The 16,721-nt window shown below is 33.4% G+C and carries 18 protein-coding genes; 8 read left to right on the top strand and 10 right to left on the bottom strand.

Annotated features, from left to right (window positions below):
- The first annotated feature begins 175 nt into the window (after positions 1-175).
- The 4 genes from KHA98_RS11735 (at position 176) to KHA98_RS11720 (ending at position 5,048) form a co-directional block, all read left to right on the top strand.
- Positions 176-1,357, top strand: a complete 1,182-nt coding sequence (locus KHA98_RS11735; RefSeq protein WP_213258120.1) for a thiolase family protein — start codon at positions 176-178, stop codon at positions 1,355-1,357.
- 154 nt (positions 1,358-1,511) lie between these two features.
- The gene (locus tag KHA98_RS11730) at positions 1,512-1,862 is read left to right on the top strand and encodes a four helix bundle protein (protein ID WP_207295241.1); all 351 of its coding nucleotides are present in this window, start codon (positions 1,512-1,514) and stop codon (positions 1,860-1,862) included.
- Positions 1,863-1,917: 55 nt separating this feature from the next.
- Positions 1,918-3,723 (top strand): acyl-CoA dehydrogenase family protein, encoded by a 1,806-nt coding sequence (locus tag KHA98_RS11725; protein ID WP_213258119.1) that lies wholly within the window; start codon positions 1,918-1,920, stop codon positions 3,721-3,723.
- A 230-nt stretch (positions 3,724-3,953) separates the two neighbouring features.
- Positions 3,954-5,048, top strand: a complete 1,095-nt coding sequence (locus KHA98_RS11720; protein ID WP_213258118.1) for a glycoside hydrolase family 18 protein — start codon at positions 3,954-3,956, stop codon at positions 5,046-5,048.
- 68 nt (positions 5,049-5,116) lie between these two features.
- On the opposite strand, the gene KHA98_RS11715 is transcribed toward KHA98_RS11720, so the two are convergent.
- The 4 genes from KHA98_RS11715 to KHA98_RS11700 form a co-directional block, all read right to left on the bottom strand.
- On the bottom strand, positions 5,117-5,602 hold the full coding sequence (locus KHA98_RS11715; RefSeq protein ID WP_213258117.1) for a hypothetical protein: 486 nt from the start codon (positions 5,600-5,602) through the stop codon (positions 5,117-5,119).
- A gap of 84 nt (positions 5,603-5,686) precedes the next feature.
- Positions 5,687-6,604 carry a transporter gene (locus KHA98_RS11710; protein WP_213258116.1) on the bottom strand — a complete coding sequence of 306 codons (918 nt, stop codon included), beginning with the start codon at positions 6,602-6,604 and terminating at the stop codon, positions 5,687-5,689.
- A gap of 40 nt (positions 6,605-6,644) precedes the next feature.
- Positions 6,645-7,166 (bottom strand): DUF4251 domain-containing protein, encoded by a 522-nt coding sequence (locus KHA98_RS11705; protein ID WP_213258115.1) that lies wholly within the window; start codon positions 7,164-7,166, stop codon positions 6,645-6,647.
- A gap of 35 nt (positions 7,167-7,201) precedes the next feature.
- Positions 7,202-7,627, bottom strand: coding sequence for an META domain-containing protein (locus tag KHA98_RS11700; protein WP_213258114.1), 426 nt, complete (start codon positions 7,625-7,627; stop codon positions 7,202-7,204).
- Positions 7,628-7,840: 213 nt separating this feature from the next.
- Between KHA98_RS11700 and KHA98_RS11695 the strand changes: the two genes are divergently transcribed.
- Both KHA98_RS11695 and KHA98_RS11690 read left to right on the top strand, forming a co-directional pair.
- The gene (locus KHA98_RS11695; protein WP_213258113.1) at positions 7,841-8,368 is read left to right on the top strand and encodes a superoxide dismutase family protein; all 528 of its coding nucleotides are present in this window, start codon (positions 7,841-7,843) and stop codon (positions 8,366-8,368) included.
- 106 nt (positions 8,369-8,474) lie between these two features.
- Positions 8,475-9,677: an LETM1-related biofilm-associated protein gene (locus tag KHA98_RS11690; protein ID WP_213258112.1), complete on the top strand. Its 1,203-nt coding sequence runs from the start codon at positions 8,475-8,477 to the stop codon at positions 9,675-9,677.
- Positions 9,678-9,718: 41 nt separating this feature from the next.
- Here the strand turns inward: KHA98_RS11690 and can are convergent, their stop codons facing one another.
- The 4 genes from can to KHA98_RS11670 form a co-directional block, all read right to left on the bottom strand.
- Positions 9,719-10,354: a carbonate dehydratase gene (gene can / locus KHA98_RS11685; RefSeq protein ID WP_213258111.1), complete on the bottom strand. Its 636-nt coding sequence runs from the start codon at positions 10,352-10,354 to the stop codon at positions 9,719-9,721.
- Between the two features lie 118 nt (positions 10,355-10,472).
- Positions 10,473-12,122, bottom strand: coding sequence for a SulP family inorganic anion transporter (locus tag KHA98_RS11680; protein ID WP_213258110.1), 1,650 nt, complete (start codon positions 12,120-12,122; stop codon positions 10,473-10,475).
- A gap of 81 nt (positions 12,123-12,203) precedes the next feature.
- Positions 12,204-12,488 carry a hypothetical protein gene (locus tag KHA98_RS11675; protein WP_213258109.1) on the bottom strand — a complete coding sequence of 95 codons (285 nt, stop codon included), beginning with the start codon at positions 12,486-12,488 and terminating at the stop codon, positions 12,204-12,206.
- A 132-nt stretch (positions 12,489-12,620) separates the two neighbouring features.
- Positions 12,621-13,100 carry a Dps family protein gene (locus KHA98_RS11670; protein WP_213258108.1) on the bottom strand — a complete coding sequence of 160 codons (480 nt, stop codon included), beginning with the start codon at positions 13,098-13,100 and terminating at the stop codon, positions 12,621-12,623.
- Positions 13,101-13,210: 110 nt separating this feature from the next.
- Here KHA98_RS11670 and KHA98_RS11665 point away from each other — a divergent pair, with 110 nt between their 5' ends.
- Entirely contained in the window at positions 13,211-14,152 is a 942-nt protein-coding gene (locus KHA98_RS11665) for a LysR substrate-binding domain-containing protein (RefSeq protein ID WP_213258107.1), read from the top strand.
- Positions 14,153-14,184: 32 nt separating this feature from the next.
- Here the strand turns inward: KHA98_RS11665 and KHA98_RS22915 are convergent, their stop codons facing one another.
- Together KHA98_RS22915 and mnmD are read right to left on the bottom strand one after the other, a co-directional pair.
- Positions 14,185-14,382 carry a hypothetical protein gene (locus tag KHA98_RS22915; protein WP_017496117.1) on the bottom strand — a complete coding sequence of 66 codons (198 nt, stop codon included), beginning with the start codon at positions 14,380-14,382 and terminating at the stop codon, positions 14,185-14,187.
- Between the two features lie 166 nt (positions 14,383-14,548).
- Positions 14,549-15,214, bottom strand: a complete 666-nt coding sequence (gene mnmD / locus KHA98_RS11660) for a tRNA (5-methylaminomethyl-2-thiouridine)(34)-methyltransferase MnmD (protein WP_213258106.1) — start codon at positions 15,212-15,214, stop codon at positions 14,549-14,551.
- A gap of 309 nt (positions 15,215-15,523) precedes the next feature.
- Between mnmD and KHA98_RS11655 the strand changes: the two genes are divergently transcribed.
- On the top strand, positions 15,524-16,594 hold the full coding sequence (locus tag KHA98_RS11655) for a branched-chain amino acid aminotransferase (protein WP_213258105.1): 1,071 nt from the start codon (positions 15,524-15,526) through the stop codon (positions 16,592-16,594).
- The last annotated feature ends 127 nt before the right edge of the window (positions 16,595-16,721 follow it).

The raw sequence follows: 16,721 nt of genomic DNA, 5'->3' as shown, positions 1-16,721 counted from the left end.
AAATAGAACAAAGAGAATAGAATATAGATTTTAAGGCTTAGTAAAGTCTATTTTCTATACTCTATCTTCTATACTCTTAAAAAATAGAATAAAGAGAAAAGAATATAGATTTCGAGACAAAGTAATAGTCTATTTTCTATGATCTATTTTCTATAATCTTAAAAAAACAAAACAAATGAAAACAGCATATATAGTAAAAGCTTATCGTACTGCGGTAGGAAAAGCACCAAAAGGGGTTTTTAGATTTAAAAGACCTGATGAATTAGCTGCAGAAACCATTCAGTTTATGATGGATGAACTGCCTGATTTTGACAAAAAACGTATTGACGACGTAATGGTTGGAAATGCAATGCCAGAAGCAGAACAAGGTCTTAACGTTGGTCGTTTGATCTCTTTGATGGGATTAAAAGTAGAAGACGTTCCTGGAGTTACGGTAAACCGTTATTGCGCATCTGGATTAGAAACTATCGGTATGGCTACAGCTAAAATCCAATCAGGGATGGCAGATTGTATCATCGCTGGTGGAGCAGAAAGTATGAGTTATATTCCGATGGGAGGTTACAAACCAACGCCTGATTATAAAGTTGCGGCTGCAGGTCACGAAGATTATTACTGGGGAATGGGTTTAACTGCCGAAGCGGTTGCTAAACAATACAACGTTTCTAGAGAAGATCAGGATGAGTTTGCTTACAATTCTCATATGAAAGCTTTGAAAGCTCAGGCAGAAGGAAAATTTGACAAACAAATTGTTCCAATTACTGTTGAGCAAACTTTCATCAACGAAAATGGTAAAAAAGAAACTAAATCTTATGTTGTAAATAAAGACGAAGGCCCAAGAGCTGGAACTTCTAAAGAAGCTTTAGCTGGTTTAAGACCTGTTTTTGCTGCAGATGGAAGTGTAACGGCTGGTAACTCTTCTCAAATGAGTGACGGTGCTGCTTTCGTTTTAATTATGAGCGAAGAAATGGTAAAAGAATTAAACCTTGAGCCAATTGCACGTTTGGTAAACTTTGCTTCTTCTGGTGTTGAGCCAAGAATCATGGGTATCGGGCCTGTAAAAGCAATTCCGAAAGCACTAAAACAAGCGGGAATGACATTAAACGATATCGAATTAATCGAGCTAAACGAAGCTTTTGCTTCTCAAGCTTTAGCAGTAACTCGCGAATTAAATATCAATCCGGATATTATAAACGTAAACGGTGGAGCAATTTCATTAGGACATCCTCTTGGTTGTACTGGTGCGAAACTTTCAGTTCAGTTATTTGATGAGATGAAACGTCGTGGTAATAAGTACGGAATTGTTTCTATGTGTGTAGGTACTGGGCAAGGAAGTGCTGGGATTTACGAGGTTCTTTAAAAAGAGAATAGAATATAGAATAAAGAGAATAGATGTTTTCTTTGAGAGTAATGAGATATACTTTTTGGAATGATAAAAAGCATAAATAAAAAATAAATAAAAATAGTAATATTCTTACTTTTTACTTTATTTTCTTACCTTGACTCAAAAAAACATGAGACATAATTATAAGAACTTAAAGATTTGGAAGATCGGAATTGCGATTGCTAATGAAATTTCAGACATATTAATAGAATTTCCCAAACATGAACGATACGATTTGAGTTCTCAAATAAGCAGATGTTCGGTTTCGATGCCTAGTAATATTGCTGAAGGATCTTCAAGAACTGATAAGTCTTTCAGTCACTTTTTAGACATTTCTCTTGGCTCTTCATTTGAACTAATTACACAATTATTGATTGCTAAACATAGAAAATATATAAACGAGATACAATTTAACCAATTAGAAATTAAAATAGAAGAATTCCAAAGAATGACAATGGGTTTTCAAAATGGACTAAAGTAAAAGTCTATTTTCTATACTCTATATTCTATTTTCTTTCATAAAAAACAAAAACAAAATGGCAGATACAATCGAAAAAAACGTGACTCGTGGTGGTCAGTTTTTGGTAAAAGAAACAAAATGTGAAGACATCTTTACTCCAGAAGATTTCTCAGAAGAGCAGTTAATGATGCGTGACTCTGTAAAAGAGTTCGTTGACAAAGAATTATGGGCGCATAAAGATCGTTTTGAAAAGAAAGATTACGCTTATACAGAATCTTCTATGCGTAAAGCAGGTGAACTAGGACTTTTAGGAGTTGCAGTTCCTGAAGAATACGGCGGATTAGGAATGGGATTCGTTTCTACAATGTTAGTTTGTGACTACATTTCTGGAGCAACTGGATCTTTCTCTACAGCTTTTGGTGCACATACAGGAATTGGAACTATGCCAATTACACTTTATGGATCTGAAGAACAAAAGAAAAAATACGTTCCGAAATTAGCTTCTGGAGAATGGTTTGGTGCTTACTGTTTAACTGAGCCAGGCGCAGGATCTGATGCTAACTCAGGAAAAACAAAAGCGGTTTTATCTGAAGACGGAAAAACTTACTCTATTACAGGTCAGAAAATGTGGATTTCGAATGCAGGTTTCTGTAGCGTTTTCATCGTTTTTGCTCGTATTGGAGATGATAAAAATATTACTGGTTTCATCGTAGAAAACGATCCTTCAAATGGAATTTCTATGAATGAAGAAGAGCATAAACTAGGAATCCGTGCTTCTTCTACTCGTCAGGTTTTCTTCAACGAAACAAAAGTTCCGGTTGAAAACATGTTATCTGAAAGAGGAAACGGTTTCAAAATTGCAATGAATGCTTTAAATGTTGGTCGTATTAAATTGGCTGCTGCTTGTCTTGATGCTCAAAGAAGAGTTACTTCAGGAGCTGTAAAATATGCTAACGAAAGAATTCAGTTCAATACATCTATTTCATCTTTTGGAGCTATTCGTTCTAAATTGGCTGAAATGGCAACTAATGCATACGCAGGAGAAAGTGCTTCTTACCGTGCTGCAAAAGATATCGAAGACAGAATCGCTGCTCGTGAAGCTGAAGGTACAACGCATCAGGAAGCTGAATTGAAAGGTGTTGAAGAATACGCTATCGAGTGTTCTATCTTGAAAGTAGCAGTTTCTGAAGACGTTCAATCTTGTTCTGATGAAGGAATCCAAATTTTTGGTGGAATGGGATTCTCTGAAGATACTCCGATGGAAAGTGCCTGGAGAGATGCTCGTATCGCTCGTATTTACGAAGGTACAAACGAAATCAACAGAATGCTTTCTGTAGGTATGTTGATCAAAAAAGCAATGAAAGGTCACGTTGATTTACTTGGTCCTGCAATGAAAGTTCAGGAAGAATTAATGGGTATTCCATCTTTTGATACTCCGGATTTCTCTGAATTATTTGCAGAAGAAAAAGGAATCGTTGCTAACCTTAAGAAAGTTTTCTTAATGGTTGCTGGTAGCGCTGTACAAAAATACGGTCCGGATTTAGATTCTCACCAACAATTATTGATGGCTGCGTCTGATATCTTAATCGAAATCTACATGGCAGAAAGTACAATCTTGAGAACTGAAAAATTAGCAAAATCTCAAGGTGAAGATAAAGTACAAGAGCAAATTGCAATGGCAAAATTATACTTGTACAAAGCTGTAGATATCGTAAACTCAAGAGGAAAAGAAGGAATCGCTTCTTTCTCTGAAGGAGATGAGCAACGTATGATGTTAATGGGACTTAAACGTTTCACAAAATACACTAACATGCCAAACGTTGTGGCACTAAGAGAAAAAATCGCAGAAAAATTAGTTGCAGAAAATACATACTGCTTCTAATATCAAAATAGTTTTTAGCTTTTAATTTGTTTAAGCCCGCGCAAGTCCGAAACTGCGCGGGCTTATTTTTTTATACTCTTGTATGAAAGACACAGGACAACAAAACGCAAGTTTTTTGCAATGATTTGCAAATTTTTCGTTAAAATTTACTTTTTGAGATGCAAAGAATAGTTAAGTATCGGTTGTATTACTTTATATTTAACATTCAAAAAACTCAAAAAACTAAAACAATGAAACAAATCAGTCTGATTGCCTTATTTTTATTGTGCTTTTGTACCGCAAATACATTCGCTCAGAAAAATAAAAAAATGGATATTATCGCTTATTATACAGGGGATGATAAATTAATTAACGAATACGAAGTCAATAAATTAAATCAAATCATTTTTAGTTTTTGTCACCTAAAAGACGGAAAATTAACTGTTGATTCAGATAAAGATTCTAATACTATTAAGCATTTGGTTTCGCTTAAAGCGAAAAATCCGCAACTTAAAATCATTTTATCTCTTGGCGGATGGGGCGGTTGCGAACCTTGTTCTGAAGCTTTTTCTACAGTTGAAGGACGTTTAAAATTTGCAAAATCTGTAAAAGAATTAAGTGATTCTTATAAAGTTGACGGTTTAGATCTCGATTGGGAATACCCTTCTATTGAAGGTCTCCCTGGTCATTTATATCAGGCAGCAGACAAACAAAATTTTACTGAACTTCTTAAAATTTTACGCTCAACATTAGGAAAAAAATACGAACTAAGTTTTGCTGCAGGAGGTTTTCAAAAATGTCTGGACGAATCTATAGACTGGAAAGCTGTTGCACCTTATGTAAATCGTATTAATATTATGAGTTATGATTTGGTAAACGGATATTCTAAAGTGACGGGGCATCATACTCCATTGTACAGCACAAATCCGAAAGAAGAATCTACAGATAGAGCGGTTGAGTTTTTATTAAAACTTGGAGTTCCTGCTGAAAAACTGGTTATTGGTGGAGCTTTTTATACCAGAACCTGGAAAAACGTTGAGAATATTAATAATGGTTTATATCAGGCTGGTGAACATATCCCTGGTGTTGATTTTAAAAACTTCGATACAACGTATACAGAAGCTAACGGATGGAAATATTTCTGGGATGATAAAGCAATAGCACCTTATTGGTACAATGCTGCAACAAAAACTTTTGCAACATCAGACGATTTAAAATCTATTAAAGCTAAAGCAGAATATGCTAAAGCTAAAAAACTAGGCGGAATTATGTTCTGGGAACTTACTCTGGATAAAACCCGAGACGGAATGGTGAATGCTATTTATGAAGTTAAGACAGCAAAATAGATTTACATCAAAAATAAAAAAAGGCAGTTATCTAAAAAATAACTGCCTTTTTTTATTTTGAAGAATAATTATTGAACCTTCGTTTTGTCTAATTCTCCAATAAACGGAATCGCTTCTAAAATCTCTCCTTTTATAATGGTTTGAAGATAAACTTCAAGCTGGATAAATTTTGCCGCATTTATTGATCCTACTGCCTTTTTTGCCTGATTATATGTTTTCTCATATAACTTTTCGTAAGCAATATGGTTTTTTAAAGTTGCTTTGGCCAATTCATCGGCTTTTGCATCTGTTAAGGTTGAATAATTTGCAGCATAATCGTTAAGCAGCTGAAACTTAGTTCGTCCTAATGCTTTGCGCTCTGTTTCGTAATTATCATAAACCTTTGTAAAAGCTGTTGCTTGCGCATCAGACAAATTCATGTACTGCGTTACCAACTCACTTTTTGATTTTCCGTAAACACTTTGCAAAACCTCCACATCTTCTTTAAAAGGAGATTGAGCATTAACTGAAAATGAGGCAAACGCCATAATAAGAATAAGACTTAATTTTTTCATAGTTTTGATTTTTAGATTTGTTTCTAGATAATTACACATTCTCAAATATACTGATTTTAAGTATTTTAAATTAAATTCACGGCTTTAAAAAAACGAGTACTGATATACTGCAGACAAAGCATAATAATTCAAACCGTTGTTTGTATAAGCTCCCACGTGATATTGAAATTTTACCGATTGGCCTTTTCCTACAGGAGTCGAAAAAGTCCCTCCTACCCGCCAATTATCAATCTCGCTTGCCTGAGAAACACCGTCTACAATTGTGTTACCACCAAAAAACCAATTGGTATTAAAACCAACCCACATATGATTTTTAAAATAATAACTCGCGTGCGCCTGTAAACTACAAGTCGGTTTTTGTTCCATCTTTTTCCCTAAAAAATCATTATTATCGGTATAGAACCAAACACCGCCGTAGGCTTCTGCATAAACATGAGCAAACTTTTTCGAAATACCAATTTCAGGTTTTATTCCCCAGCGATTGGTACCAATATTAACTTGTTTATCGCCATAATATCTTCCGGTAGGAACCGAAGTTACAAGACTCACCCCTAGAATTGTTTTTTGCTCAAAACTCCTGAAATTCATCTTATCAAGTGCTGGAGATCCCAATAAGTTGATTCCAAAACGGACTTTCATATCGGCAAAACCAGTTCGCGAACCTGTAAGCATTGCACCGTTTACCATTGCGGAACCGTCCATAAAAGAAAAAGGGAGTGAAACCTGAATACGCGCCAATTTGTTGGCTAAGCCAAAAGTTCGAACATAACTTGCTGCCAAATTATGACTTTGAAGTTTAAAGTCAGAAATTGGTAATGACGGATCTGTGAGAACATTTCCATCCATAAAGACATAGCCAATTGCAGCAACATTAAGCTTTTTTGGCACATTTGCATAAACCCTTGGTTCTAAATCCTGACTGTAAGCGAGATTTTTAAATAAAAAAAGAAGCGAAACATAAAGATAAATTTTTGGCAAAACTAGAAATGTCTTTTTTGGCATACATAAATGGATTGGCGATACAATAAAAAAACTACAACTCTTATTTTTTAACTTCTTCTGCTTTTGGCGCTTCAATTTCACCATCGTATGAAATCGGAGCCCTGTTATTACTATTAACCGACAGAGATGCTCCTCCATCAAAAAAAATAGTAAATAATAAATCATATACATCGTCTTTACCTCTTACCGAGGCTTTCAAAATGTAGTTTTTCTTCTTTTTCTCCACCGTTATATTTTCAGGTACGCCTTCAAATTTAATTCCGCCATCACCGCCATAAGCCACATTATAAGCGCGTCCGAAAAAAGGAAGATCACAAGTTGTTTTTTCAGTATTAAACTTCAAGAAATACGTATTGTAATCCAGATGAAGAAGCCGTCCTGCTTGCGGCGTTGCCTTTTGCGCTTCAAACACGAAATTTTTGCCATCAATTAAGGCTTCAATTTCTTTTTGCTTTTGCTGCTGTTGTTCCGCTTTAAGCTCTTTTTTAGTCTTCTCTTGTCCTATTGCCGGAAAATTCAAAAACCAAAATAACACTAATAAAATAGTTAGTTTAGTTGACATAACTTATAAATTTAATAGAGTTAAATAACGTATTTCTATTTTTTGGTAAACCGCATCGTAGCAATATCGCCCGAAATAAAATTTAAGGTTTTTCCATCATCTGTGACATCATATGAAGTTACTCGTTTCAGTGTATTCATAAAAACCTGTTCTCCTTTCCCATCCATGCACATCATTTTGGTAACGGCCATTGGCTGGGTAAAATCTATTTTGTTTCCTGTTACACTCAGTTTTCCATTAAATGAATTACAACCATTATTTCCGGAAACATGATTTTCTTTTACATTAAAATTAATGGCCGGTTTCTTATTTGGATAAAAAGCATCAAAATCAACTGTGGGTTCGGCGATATAATTTAGTTCCCAATTTCCTTCCAGTTTTGACAGTGAATCATCTTTTTTGCATTTGCAGGAAATTAATATACTACTAAAGAAAACAAGTATTAAAAAATTCTTCATCATAATATTAAGTATTAAAAATTAATGAATTAGAAAACTGTATTTGGGAAAATTTTCGTTAAAAACGTATACGAATTTAAACAATATTTTTGTCTTCTCAACTGAAAATCAGATTAAATTGCGAGTAATAGTTTTAGATTTATTTAACTTTTAACACCTCTTATATCGGCTTTTTTATGTTAAATTTACTTAATCTTTAATTTAAAAGCCTCACTTATGAAAAAAGCAATTGTTTCTTTCGCTATAATTACAGCCTTAATTATTGGCTGTAAGACCAATACAAAATCAAATGATGCCAAAACTTTGACCGTAAATTTAGAGCCAAAAAGCAACAGTACTGTTAGCGGAACGGCTACATTTACTGAGAAAAACGGAAAAGTAACATTTGTTGCAAAAGTAGCTGGTCTGCAACCCGGAGTTCATGCCATTCACATTCATGAAAAATCTGATTGTTCTGCAGCAGACGGAAGTTCTGCCGGAGGACACTGGAATCCGACGTTTAAAAAACACGGGAAATGGGGTTCTGCAGAATATCACAAAGGTGATATCGGAAACTTTACTGCTGATGCAAAAGGTAACGGAACTATCACATTAACCACTGATGAATGGTGCGTTGGTTGTGGAGACGAAACCAAAGATGTTCTTGGAAAAGGTCTGATTGTGCATCAGGGTACAGATGATTTTGTTACTCAGCCAACAGGAAACGCAGGCGGAAGAGTAGCTTGTGCAGGAATCATCAAATAAAAAATCATATAATAACCACTATTTTCACAAAATCTAGTGGTTATTTTATTTTAAGTCAATTCTTAACAAGAAAAAAAAGTAGCTTTGTAGCCTCAAATTAAAGTTAATGATTAATGCATCAGCACCAGGCTGGATAGATAAGTTTTTTAGCGAGCAGAAGTATTCAGAAGCAATTCCTTTTGAAACTGCAGATTCGTTCTACTATAAAGTGAGAGAAACCGGGTTCATTTACGGTCATATCATTGCTATTGATTCCCAAATTCCTATTTCGATAAAAGGCTGGTTTAAAACCGAAATTTCTAAAGTTGCCTTATTAAATACCTTATACCATGTTTTTTGTTTAGAAAAAAGAAGTTCTGAACCGAATAACTTTATTTCAGAAGTTCTAAAATTCTATAAAGAAATGAATCCTGAAGGATTTAGTTTGTTTAAAATTTTACTTCCAAAAGACACTCCTTCACTTTCATTAGAAAACATCATTGACCAAAGAGTTCAGACTAATGACAGCATCATTAGTAAAAACTTCTCACATTTAGTGACTAATGCTTTATTATTTATTGATGTTTTAGCATTCAGACAATATTTAGAACATGGTCATATTCCTGAAAAATATTTAAAAAGAATTGAAGAAACGGTACTTGGTATTGTGGGTCTGGCATTAAAAACCAAAACCATAAAATCACAACACGATGATTTATTAATTAAATTGTTTGAAGCTTCCATACGTTATTCTAAATTCTCTAAAGTTACGGTTGAAACTCTGGAAACCTTACAATTGGAGCACTTTAGCAATAAACTGGAGCAATACTATTTGATCGATATGGCCGGAATGGCTTTATGGAGTGATGGCGTTGTAGAAAATGAAGAAGCTTACTTTTTATATTCATTGGGCTCTATGATGCATGTTTCAGATGAATTTGTAAGTCATAGTATTGCAACGACAAATGAATTTATTACTACTCATAAAAAGAAAATCCCGTATTTCAATTATTCCAATCCGGTGAAACATTTTTATGATCAAATGACCCACACGGTTGTAAAATTGATTATAAGAAACAAAAACAGACTGGTAAAAGAAATTGTTCAGAGTAAAGAATTGATGGTTCTTTTGGCTTATTCTACCACAAGAGATCTGGATGCCAAAGAAAAGAAAAAAGTAAAAAAACAGCTTTTGGATATTTGCAAAACAATTCCGTCACTGACTATATTTTTACTTCCGGGCGGCAGTTTATTATTGCCTATTTTAATAAAGTTTATCCCAACAATGTTACCATCTGCTTTTAATGAAAATCTGGATGAAAACGAATAAAAAAAAAACGCCTTTTTTGAAGGCGATTTTTTTTATTTCTATTATAGATCTAACTGATAAACGGTATCTAATTCATCATTCGAACTAATTGTTACATTTAGATCGGTTACAAATCCTGAATTTAATCCGTAAACCCATCCGTGAAGCATTAGGTCCTGTCCGTTTTTCCATGCTCCCTGAACGATTGAAGTTTTAGCTAAATTATAAACTTGTTCTTTAGCATTAATTTCAACAAAAGCATTAAAACGTTCTGTTTCGTCCTCAATTGAATTAAGGTATTTATCATGCAAACGATATTCATCTTTAATATGACGAATCCAGTTATCGATAATTCCAACAGATTGATTACCCATTGCTGCTTTTACACCACCACAACCGTAATGTCCGCAAACAATAATATGCTTTATTTTTAAAACATTTACTGCATAATCCAAAACACTTAGCATATTCATATCAGAATGTACTACCATGTTTGCAATGTTACGGTGAACAAAAACTTCACCTGGTTTTGCACCAACAATTTCGTTTGCAGGAACACGGCTGTCAGAACATCCAATCCATAATAATGGAGGTTGTTGTCCCTTTGCCAGATCAGAAAAATAATTAGGGTCTTTTGCTAATGAAGTCTCCACCCACTTTTTATTGTTCTCTAATAACTGCTCATAAAATTTTCTCATTTTTTTATTTTTTTAATGGAATCTCTATACGTTTAGACATATCAAAAGATTAGTGTAAAGTTACCTAAATTTTGACAGTCTAGACGCAATAGAAATCGTATAATTTATTTAAATTGTTTTAAAACTCTTCTTTTAAAGTTTCTTTTTTCACCAAAGCTCTTTTGGCAACATCATAATAATGCTCGATAGTAACGTGATTATTGTTCTCTGGAGTATTCTCTAAATCGTACGCTTCTTTAAAACCTTTAAGCTTTACTTTGATATTATCATCAATGGCACGCGTTTCTTTAAACTCACGAATTAAATCTAAAACATCATGAGCAATATACTCAGTATCGTGAGCATTGATAATTACTTTTGAGTTTTCAGGAATTTCGCTTAAAGTTTGCTTTATAGCAGCTTTGTTCAAAAATGAAACTTCCTGAGCCAGATCAATGTGAATGATGTCTCCATCTTCATATTCTTCTTTTTTAAAGTTGTAAGCTCGTTTTAGATTTCCTCTTAAAACAAAAATAATACTTATAATGATGCCCAACGCAACACCTTTTAGCAAATCTGTTGCAACAACAAAGACCAAGGTTGCAATAAAAGGAATAAATTGATATTTACCCTTTTCCCAGAAATGCATAAAGGTTGCTGGTTTGGCTAATTTATAACCTACTAAAATTAAAACGGTTGCTAATGTTGCCAATGGAATCTTGTTCAGAATAGCCGGAACAGATAAAACACTGATTAACAAAAGAACACCGTGAATAATTGCTGACATTTTAGATTTTGCACCAGCATTATTATTTGCTGATGATCTTACCACAACAGATGTCATTGGTAAACCTCCTAAAAGTGAACTTATTATATTACCAACACCTTGCGCTCTAAGCTCCACATTGGTATCAGTATAACGTTTTTGTACGTCCATTCTATCTGAAGCTTCAATACATAAAAGCGTTTCGATAGAAGCAACGATAGCAATTGTAACGGCAACAACCCAAACCTGTGGGTTTGTCACTGCCGAGAAATTTGGTGTTACAATAATTGCCTTGAATTCGTCAAAAGATTTTGGAACCGGTAAGGAAACCAAATGCTCTTTTGCAATTGCCAGAGAACTTCCTGTCGAAACAAAAAACTCATTCAACAACACTCCCACAATAACAGCTACAAGAGCTCCCGGCACAAGTTTTAATTTCTTTAAAAAAGAAACTTTATCCCATGAAATCAATATAACTAATGAAACCAATGAAACAACAACGGCACCAAGCTGGATATGATTTAATAAATCAAACAAGAATGAAAAAGAGTTACTGCCATCGTTTTGAATAAATGCCTGATCTCCTTCAAAATCGGCATCATAACCAAAAGCGTGTGGTATTTGTTTCAGAATGATAATAATTCCGATACCTGCAAGCATTCCCTCAATAACATTTGTTGGAAAATAATTTGAGATACTTCCGGCTTTTAAAAACCCTAATGCTAATTGAATTAATCCTGCAATAAATACTGACAGTAAAAACACATCAAAGGCTCCAAAATCGGTAATAGCTGTTAATATAATTGCTGTTAATCCGGCAGCTGGTCCGGAAACACTAATATGCGATTGGCTCAGGTACCCAACTATTATACCGCCTACTACACCCGCTATAATTCCAGAAAATAAAGGCGCTCCAGAAGCCATTGCAATACCTAAACACAATGGAAGAGCCACCAAGAAAACCACTAAACCTGAAGCAAAATCAGATTTAAGGTTGGCAAAAAGATTGATTTTTTTTGTCATAATACAATACTAAAAAAATTATTCATTAAAGATTAACCGCACTTCTTCAAATGCAGTTCAGGTTCAAAATAATCGGAAGTATTATACCAAGTTTGGAGGTGGAGCAAATATGCTCGGAGAAATATTGTCTAGTTTTACAATATTTTCAGACACTATAGTCTTTTTTTCAATATAAACCGGCATTACTACTTCATGTTGAAGTATTGCTGGATAAACAGCAGCCTTAAGTTCTTTATGTGAGTGCTCCTCTTCAGAAAAACTGAAAAATATAGACGTATCACTGTTTTTCTTAATCAACGTTACAATTGTAGGCGTCGATAAGAAAGCAATGAATATGAATAATAATATGCGAGCAACTAATTTCATTGCAACAAAAATAAGTTTTAACAAATAAAATCAAAGCGTGAAGCAAAAATTTTTATAGAAATTTAACATAAATAAAAAAGCAGAATAATCTAAAGAGAATATTCTGCTTTTAATTCATTTATTTACAACACATTAAAGCTCTTCTTCAAGCCATGCATTCATCATCCAAATTGTTTTTTCCTGCTCTGCAATGAAGTCGCTCATCATAGAATTTGTTCCTTCATCATTGATTTCGGCAGATTGATTTAATATTTCTCTCTCAATTTTCAACAAATCTGACAATGAATTCACAATTAAATGCACTGCTTTTTCGTCATTTGAAATATTTTTCCCAACAGCTAATTTGTTGTTTTTAATATAATCTTCAAATGTATGTAATGGAGTTCCTCCTATAGTTAAAACTCTCTCAGCTATCATATCGATTTTTAATTGAGCATCTGTGTATAATTCTTCGAATTTTACATGTAAATCAAAGAAGCGTTTTCCACGGATGTTCCAGTGAATTCCTCTCAAATTTTGATAATAAACTTGAAAATTAGACAATAAAACATTTAACTCTTTTACTAATAACTCTGACTCTTTTACAGGTAATCCTAAAATATTCGTTTTCATAATCTTCTTTTTTTATAACTAAGTTTACTACAAATTTAAGGGAACTTCTTCAAAAAAATTATAAAAAAAAATTATATTTTCTTATTTTTGCATCAAAAATTACTATCAAAATGACTATAACTCAACTACAATATGTATTAGCAGTTGCCGAACATAAGAATTTTACCCTTGCTGCCGAAAAATGCTTTGTGACGCAGCCAACATTAAGCATGCAAATTCAGAAAATTGAAGAAGAGCTTAATATTTTAATTTTCGACCGAAGTAAAAAACCTATTCAGCTTACCGATATTGGTCAAAAAATTGTAAATCAGGCTAAGAATATTGTAAACGAAGCGGATAGAATTAAAGATATCGTAGAACAGCAAAAAGGTTTTATTGGAGGTGAATTTCGTTTGGGTATTATCCCGACCATTATGCCAACGCTTTTACCAATGTTCCTGAATAATTTCATTAAAAAATATCCAAAAGTTAAGCTTTTAATTGAAGAGCTTAATACAGATGAAATTATTGTAAAACTAAAAAATGGTCATCTTGATGCTGCCATTGCTGCAACGCCACTTGAAGATGAAAAAATCAAAGAAATTGTCCTTTATTTCGAACCTTTTGTAGCTTATATTCCGGAGCACCACGCAAGTTTTCAGAAAGAAGAAATTGAAGTGACGGATCTAAACTTAAATGAAATTTTACTTTTACAGGACGGACATTGTTTTAGAGATGGAATTTTAAATTTATGCAAAAACGTTTCTGATATCGATCAAAATAATTTTCAGATTCAAAGTGGAAGCTTTGAAACCTTAATTAAATTAGCCGATGAAGGTCTTGGTACAACACTACTTCCGTATTTGCACACCTTGGATCTAAAGGAATCCGATAAGCTAAAACTGCGTAACTTTAAGGAACCAAAACCCGCTCGCGAGGTAAGTTTAATTTACCCTAAAAGCGAATTAAAAATGCAAATCATTGATGCATTAAGATCTACAATCTCCGGAGTAGTAAAAGGAGCCATTGTTTTTCAAAATGTTCAAATCATTAGTCCACTACAAAAGAAATAAAATAAAAAAAGGAGCCAATTGGCTCCTTTTTTCTATACTTTAATCAGTAGTAGACTTTGTTTTAATTCTGGTTTCTCAATTATAAAATTTAACAACCATTCTTGCAATTGTTCCATTTCATAAGGTAACAGTGTTTTGATAGCTTTTTCTAATTCTTTGCAGAAAAGTATCGGATCGAAACTAACTCTCTCAAGTATTGATTTCGTGTAATCAAACATCATTTTTGACATAATAAAATAAGATTTTCGGGGGTTATCTATATTTTCAAACTCGCACCAAAATTAAACAAATATGCTATATAAAGATTATTTTTAACTTATTTTTTTAAAAAATTTATAAACGAATACGTTTTCTTAGTAAACATATATCAATTTAGAATCTTTCTAAATAGCTAAGTTATAACTTTTTAAAAGCACGAAACATTTCTCGTTTTCCCGGAGGACCTGCTAATTTTTCGACTGTAAACCCAACCGAAATCATACTTCTTTTAACAACTCCGCGCGCTGCATATGTTACCAGAACACCATTAGGCTTTAAACTATTGTACATTTTCTGAAAAATCTCAGTACTCCACAATTCTGGTTGCACGCGATATCCAAAGGCATCAAAGTAAATCAAATCAAAAATTTCAAAATCGTCGATTTCATCAAAAAATTGTTTTCTTTTGGTTAACGAGAAACGGCTGCTAAGTTCGGTTTTCTCATTCCATTCACATTTATGCATTTTTTCAAAAATGTTATCAAATTCCAATGCTTCTAATTCGGCAACATAATTCATCGCCAAAACCTCTTCCGCATTTACCGGATAGGCTTCTACTCCAACATAATCTATTGGTTGTTGTTTTTGCTCTGATTCTAAAAAAGTGATAAAAGCATTTAAACCTGTTCCAAAACCAATTTCAAGAATAGTCACAGGATTATTTTCGAATAGTGATAAACCATTCATTATAAATACATGCTTAGCTTCCTGAATTGCGCCATGTTTGGAGTGATAACTTTCATTCCACTCTTCCAAATGAATTGTGGTTGAACCATCTAGCGTTTTAATTATTTCTCTTTTCACAATTTCGAATTTTACAATGACTTTTTACCTTTTTCCGATTCATTTTCTCAGTCAAATTTACTCAAAACAAATGCGTAAAGCCTTAAAAAACGACACTTTTTTCATAAATTCTTTATAAAACTTCGCCAAAATTTTAGGTTTATTATAAGATAAACAAATCTCAATCAAAAGCAGGAATTAATGCAGTTTTACCAAGTAAATTATATATTTTTCCGTAATTTTGCATTAAACAAAACCTATTCTTCACCAGATCATTGCTTTACAATTTCATCTGAGAGAATACAAATTAGATAAAAACTTTACATAATTATGAGTACAACTCAAACAAGCAAAATTGAAATCAGAAAAGCTGATTCGTCTAAGATAAGCTCTGTAGACTTTGAAAACTTAAGTTTTGGTGCTGTATTTACAGACCATTTATTTGAATGTGATTATAAAAACGGACAATGGCAGACTCCGGTCATTAAGCCTTATGCTCCTATTTTAATGGATCCATCTTCTAAAGTCTTTCATTATGGACAAGCTATTTTTGAAGGAATGAAAGCTTACAAAGATGAAAATAATGATGTTTGGTTGTTTAGACCTGATGAAAACTATGAGCGTTTCAATAAATCTGCGGTTCGTATGGCTATGCCGGAAGTTCCTCAGGATGTTTTCATGGAAGGTTTAAATGAATTATTAAAAATTGACAAAGACTGGATTCAGAGAGGAAACGGAGCGAGTATGTACATTCGTCCTTTTATGATTGCTACAGGCCCTGGGGTTATTGCAAATCCTTCTGATGAATATAAATTTATGATCTTACTTTCTCCTGCAAAATCATATTATGGTGGTGAGGTTAAAGTAATTATTGCTGAACATTATAGTAGAGCTGCAAACGGAGGAATTGGTGCTGCAAAAGCTGCAGGGAACTATGCTGCGCAATTTTACCCAACAAATCTAGCTAACAAAGATGGTTTCCAACAAGTTATCTGGACAGATGATGCAACGCACACAAAACTAGAAGAAGCGGGAACAATGAACGTTTTCTTTAGAATTAACGATACTTTAATGACTGCTCCAACAAGCGAAAGAATTTTAGATGGTATTACCAGAAAAAGTTTGATCGAAATGGCTAAAAAAGAAGGTCTTAATGTAGAGGTTCGTCCGGTATTAGTTTCAGAATTAGTTGAAGCTGCTAAAAACGGATCATTAAAAGAAATCTTTGGAGCTGGAACTGCAGCAGTAATCAGTGTAATTAAAGGATTCTCTTATCAGGATGTTTATTACGAAATGACTCCAATCGAGAATTCTTATGCTTCTCTTTTAAAAGAAAAACTTACTAGTCTTCAAAATAAACTTTCTGAAGATACTTTTGGATGGACTGTTAAGGTTCAATAATTCCAAAACCATATTAAAACGAAAACCCGATAGATTTAAAATTTATCGGGTTTTTTATTTAATATGATTGAACACAATCTTGTCATTTCGACGAAGGAGAAATCACACTAGAAACTCCTCAAGCAAA

The sequence above is a fragment of the Flavobacterium branchiicola genome, from assembly GCF_018383905.1.
Lineage (GTDB): Bacteria > Bacteroidota > Bacteroidia > Flavobacteriales > Flavobacteriaceae > Flavobacterium > Flavobacterium branchiicola.
The sequence above is the reverse complement of the archived record's forward strand: the minus strand, read 5'-3'. Positions and strand labels throughout refer to the sequence as shown.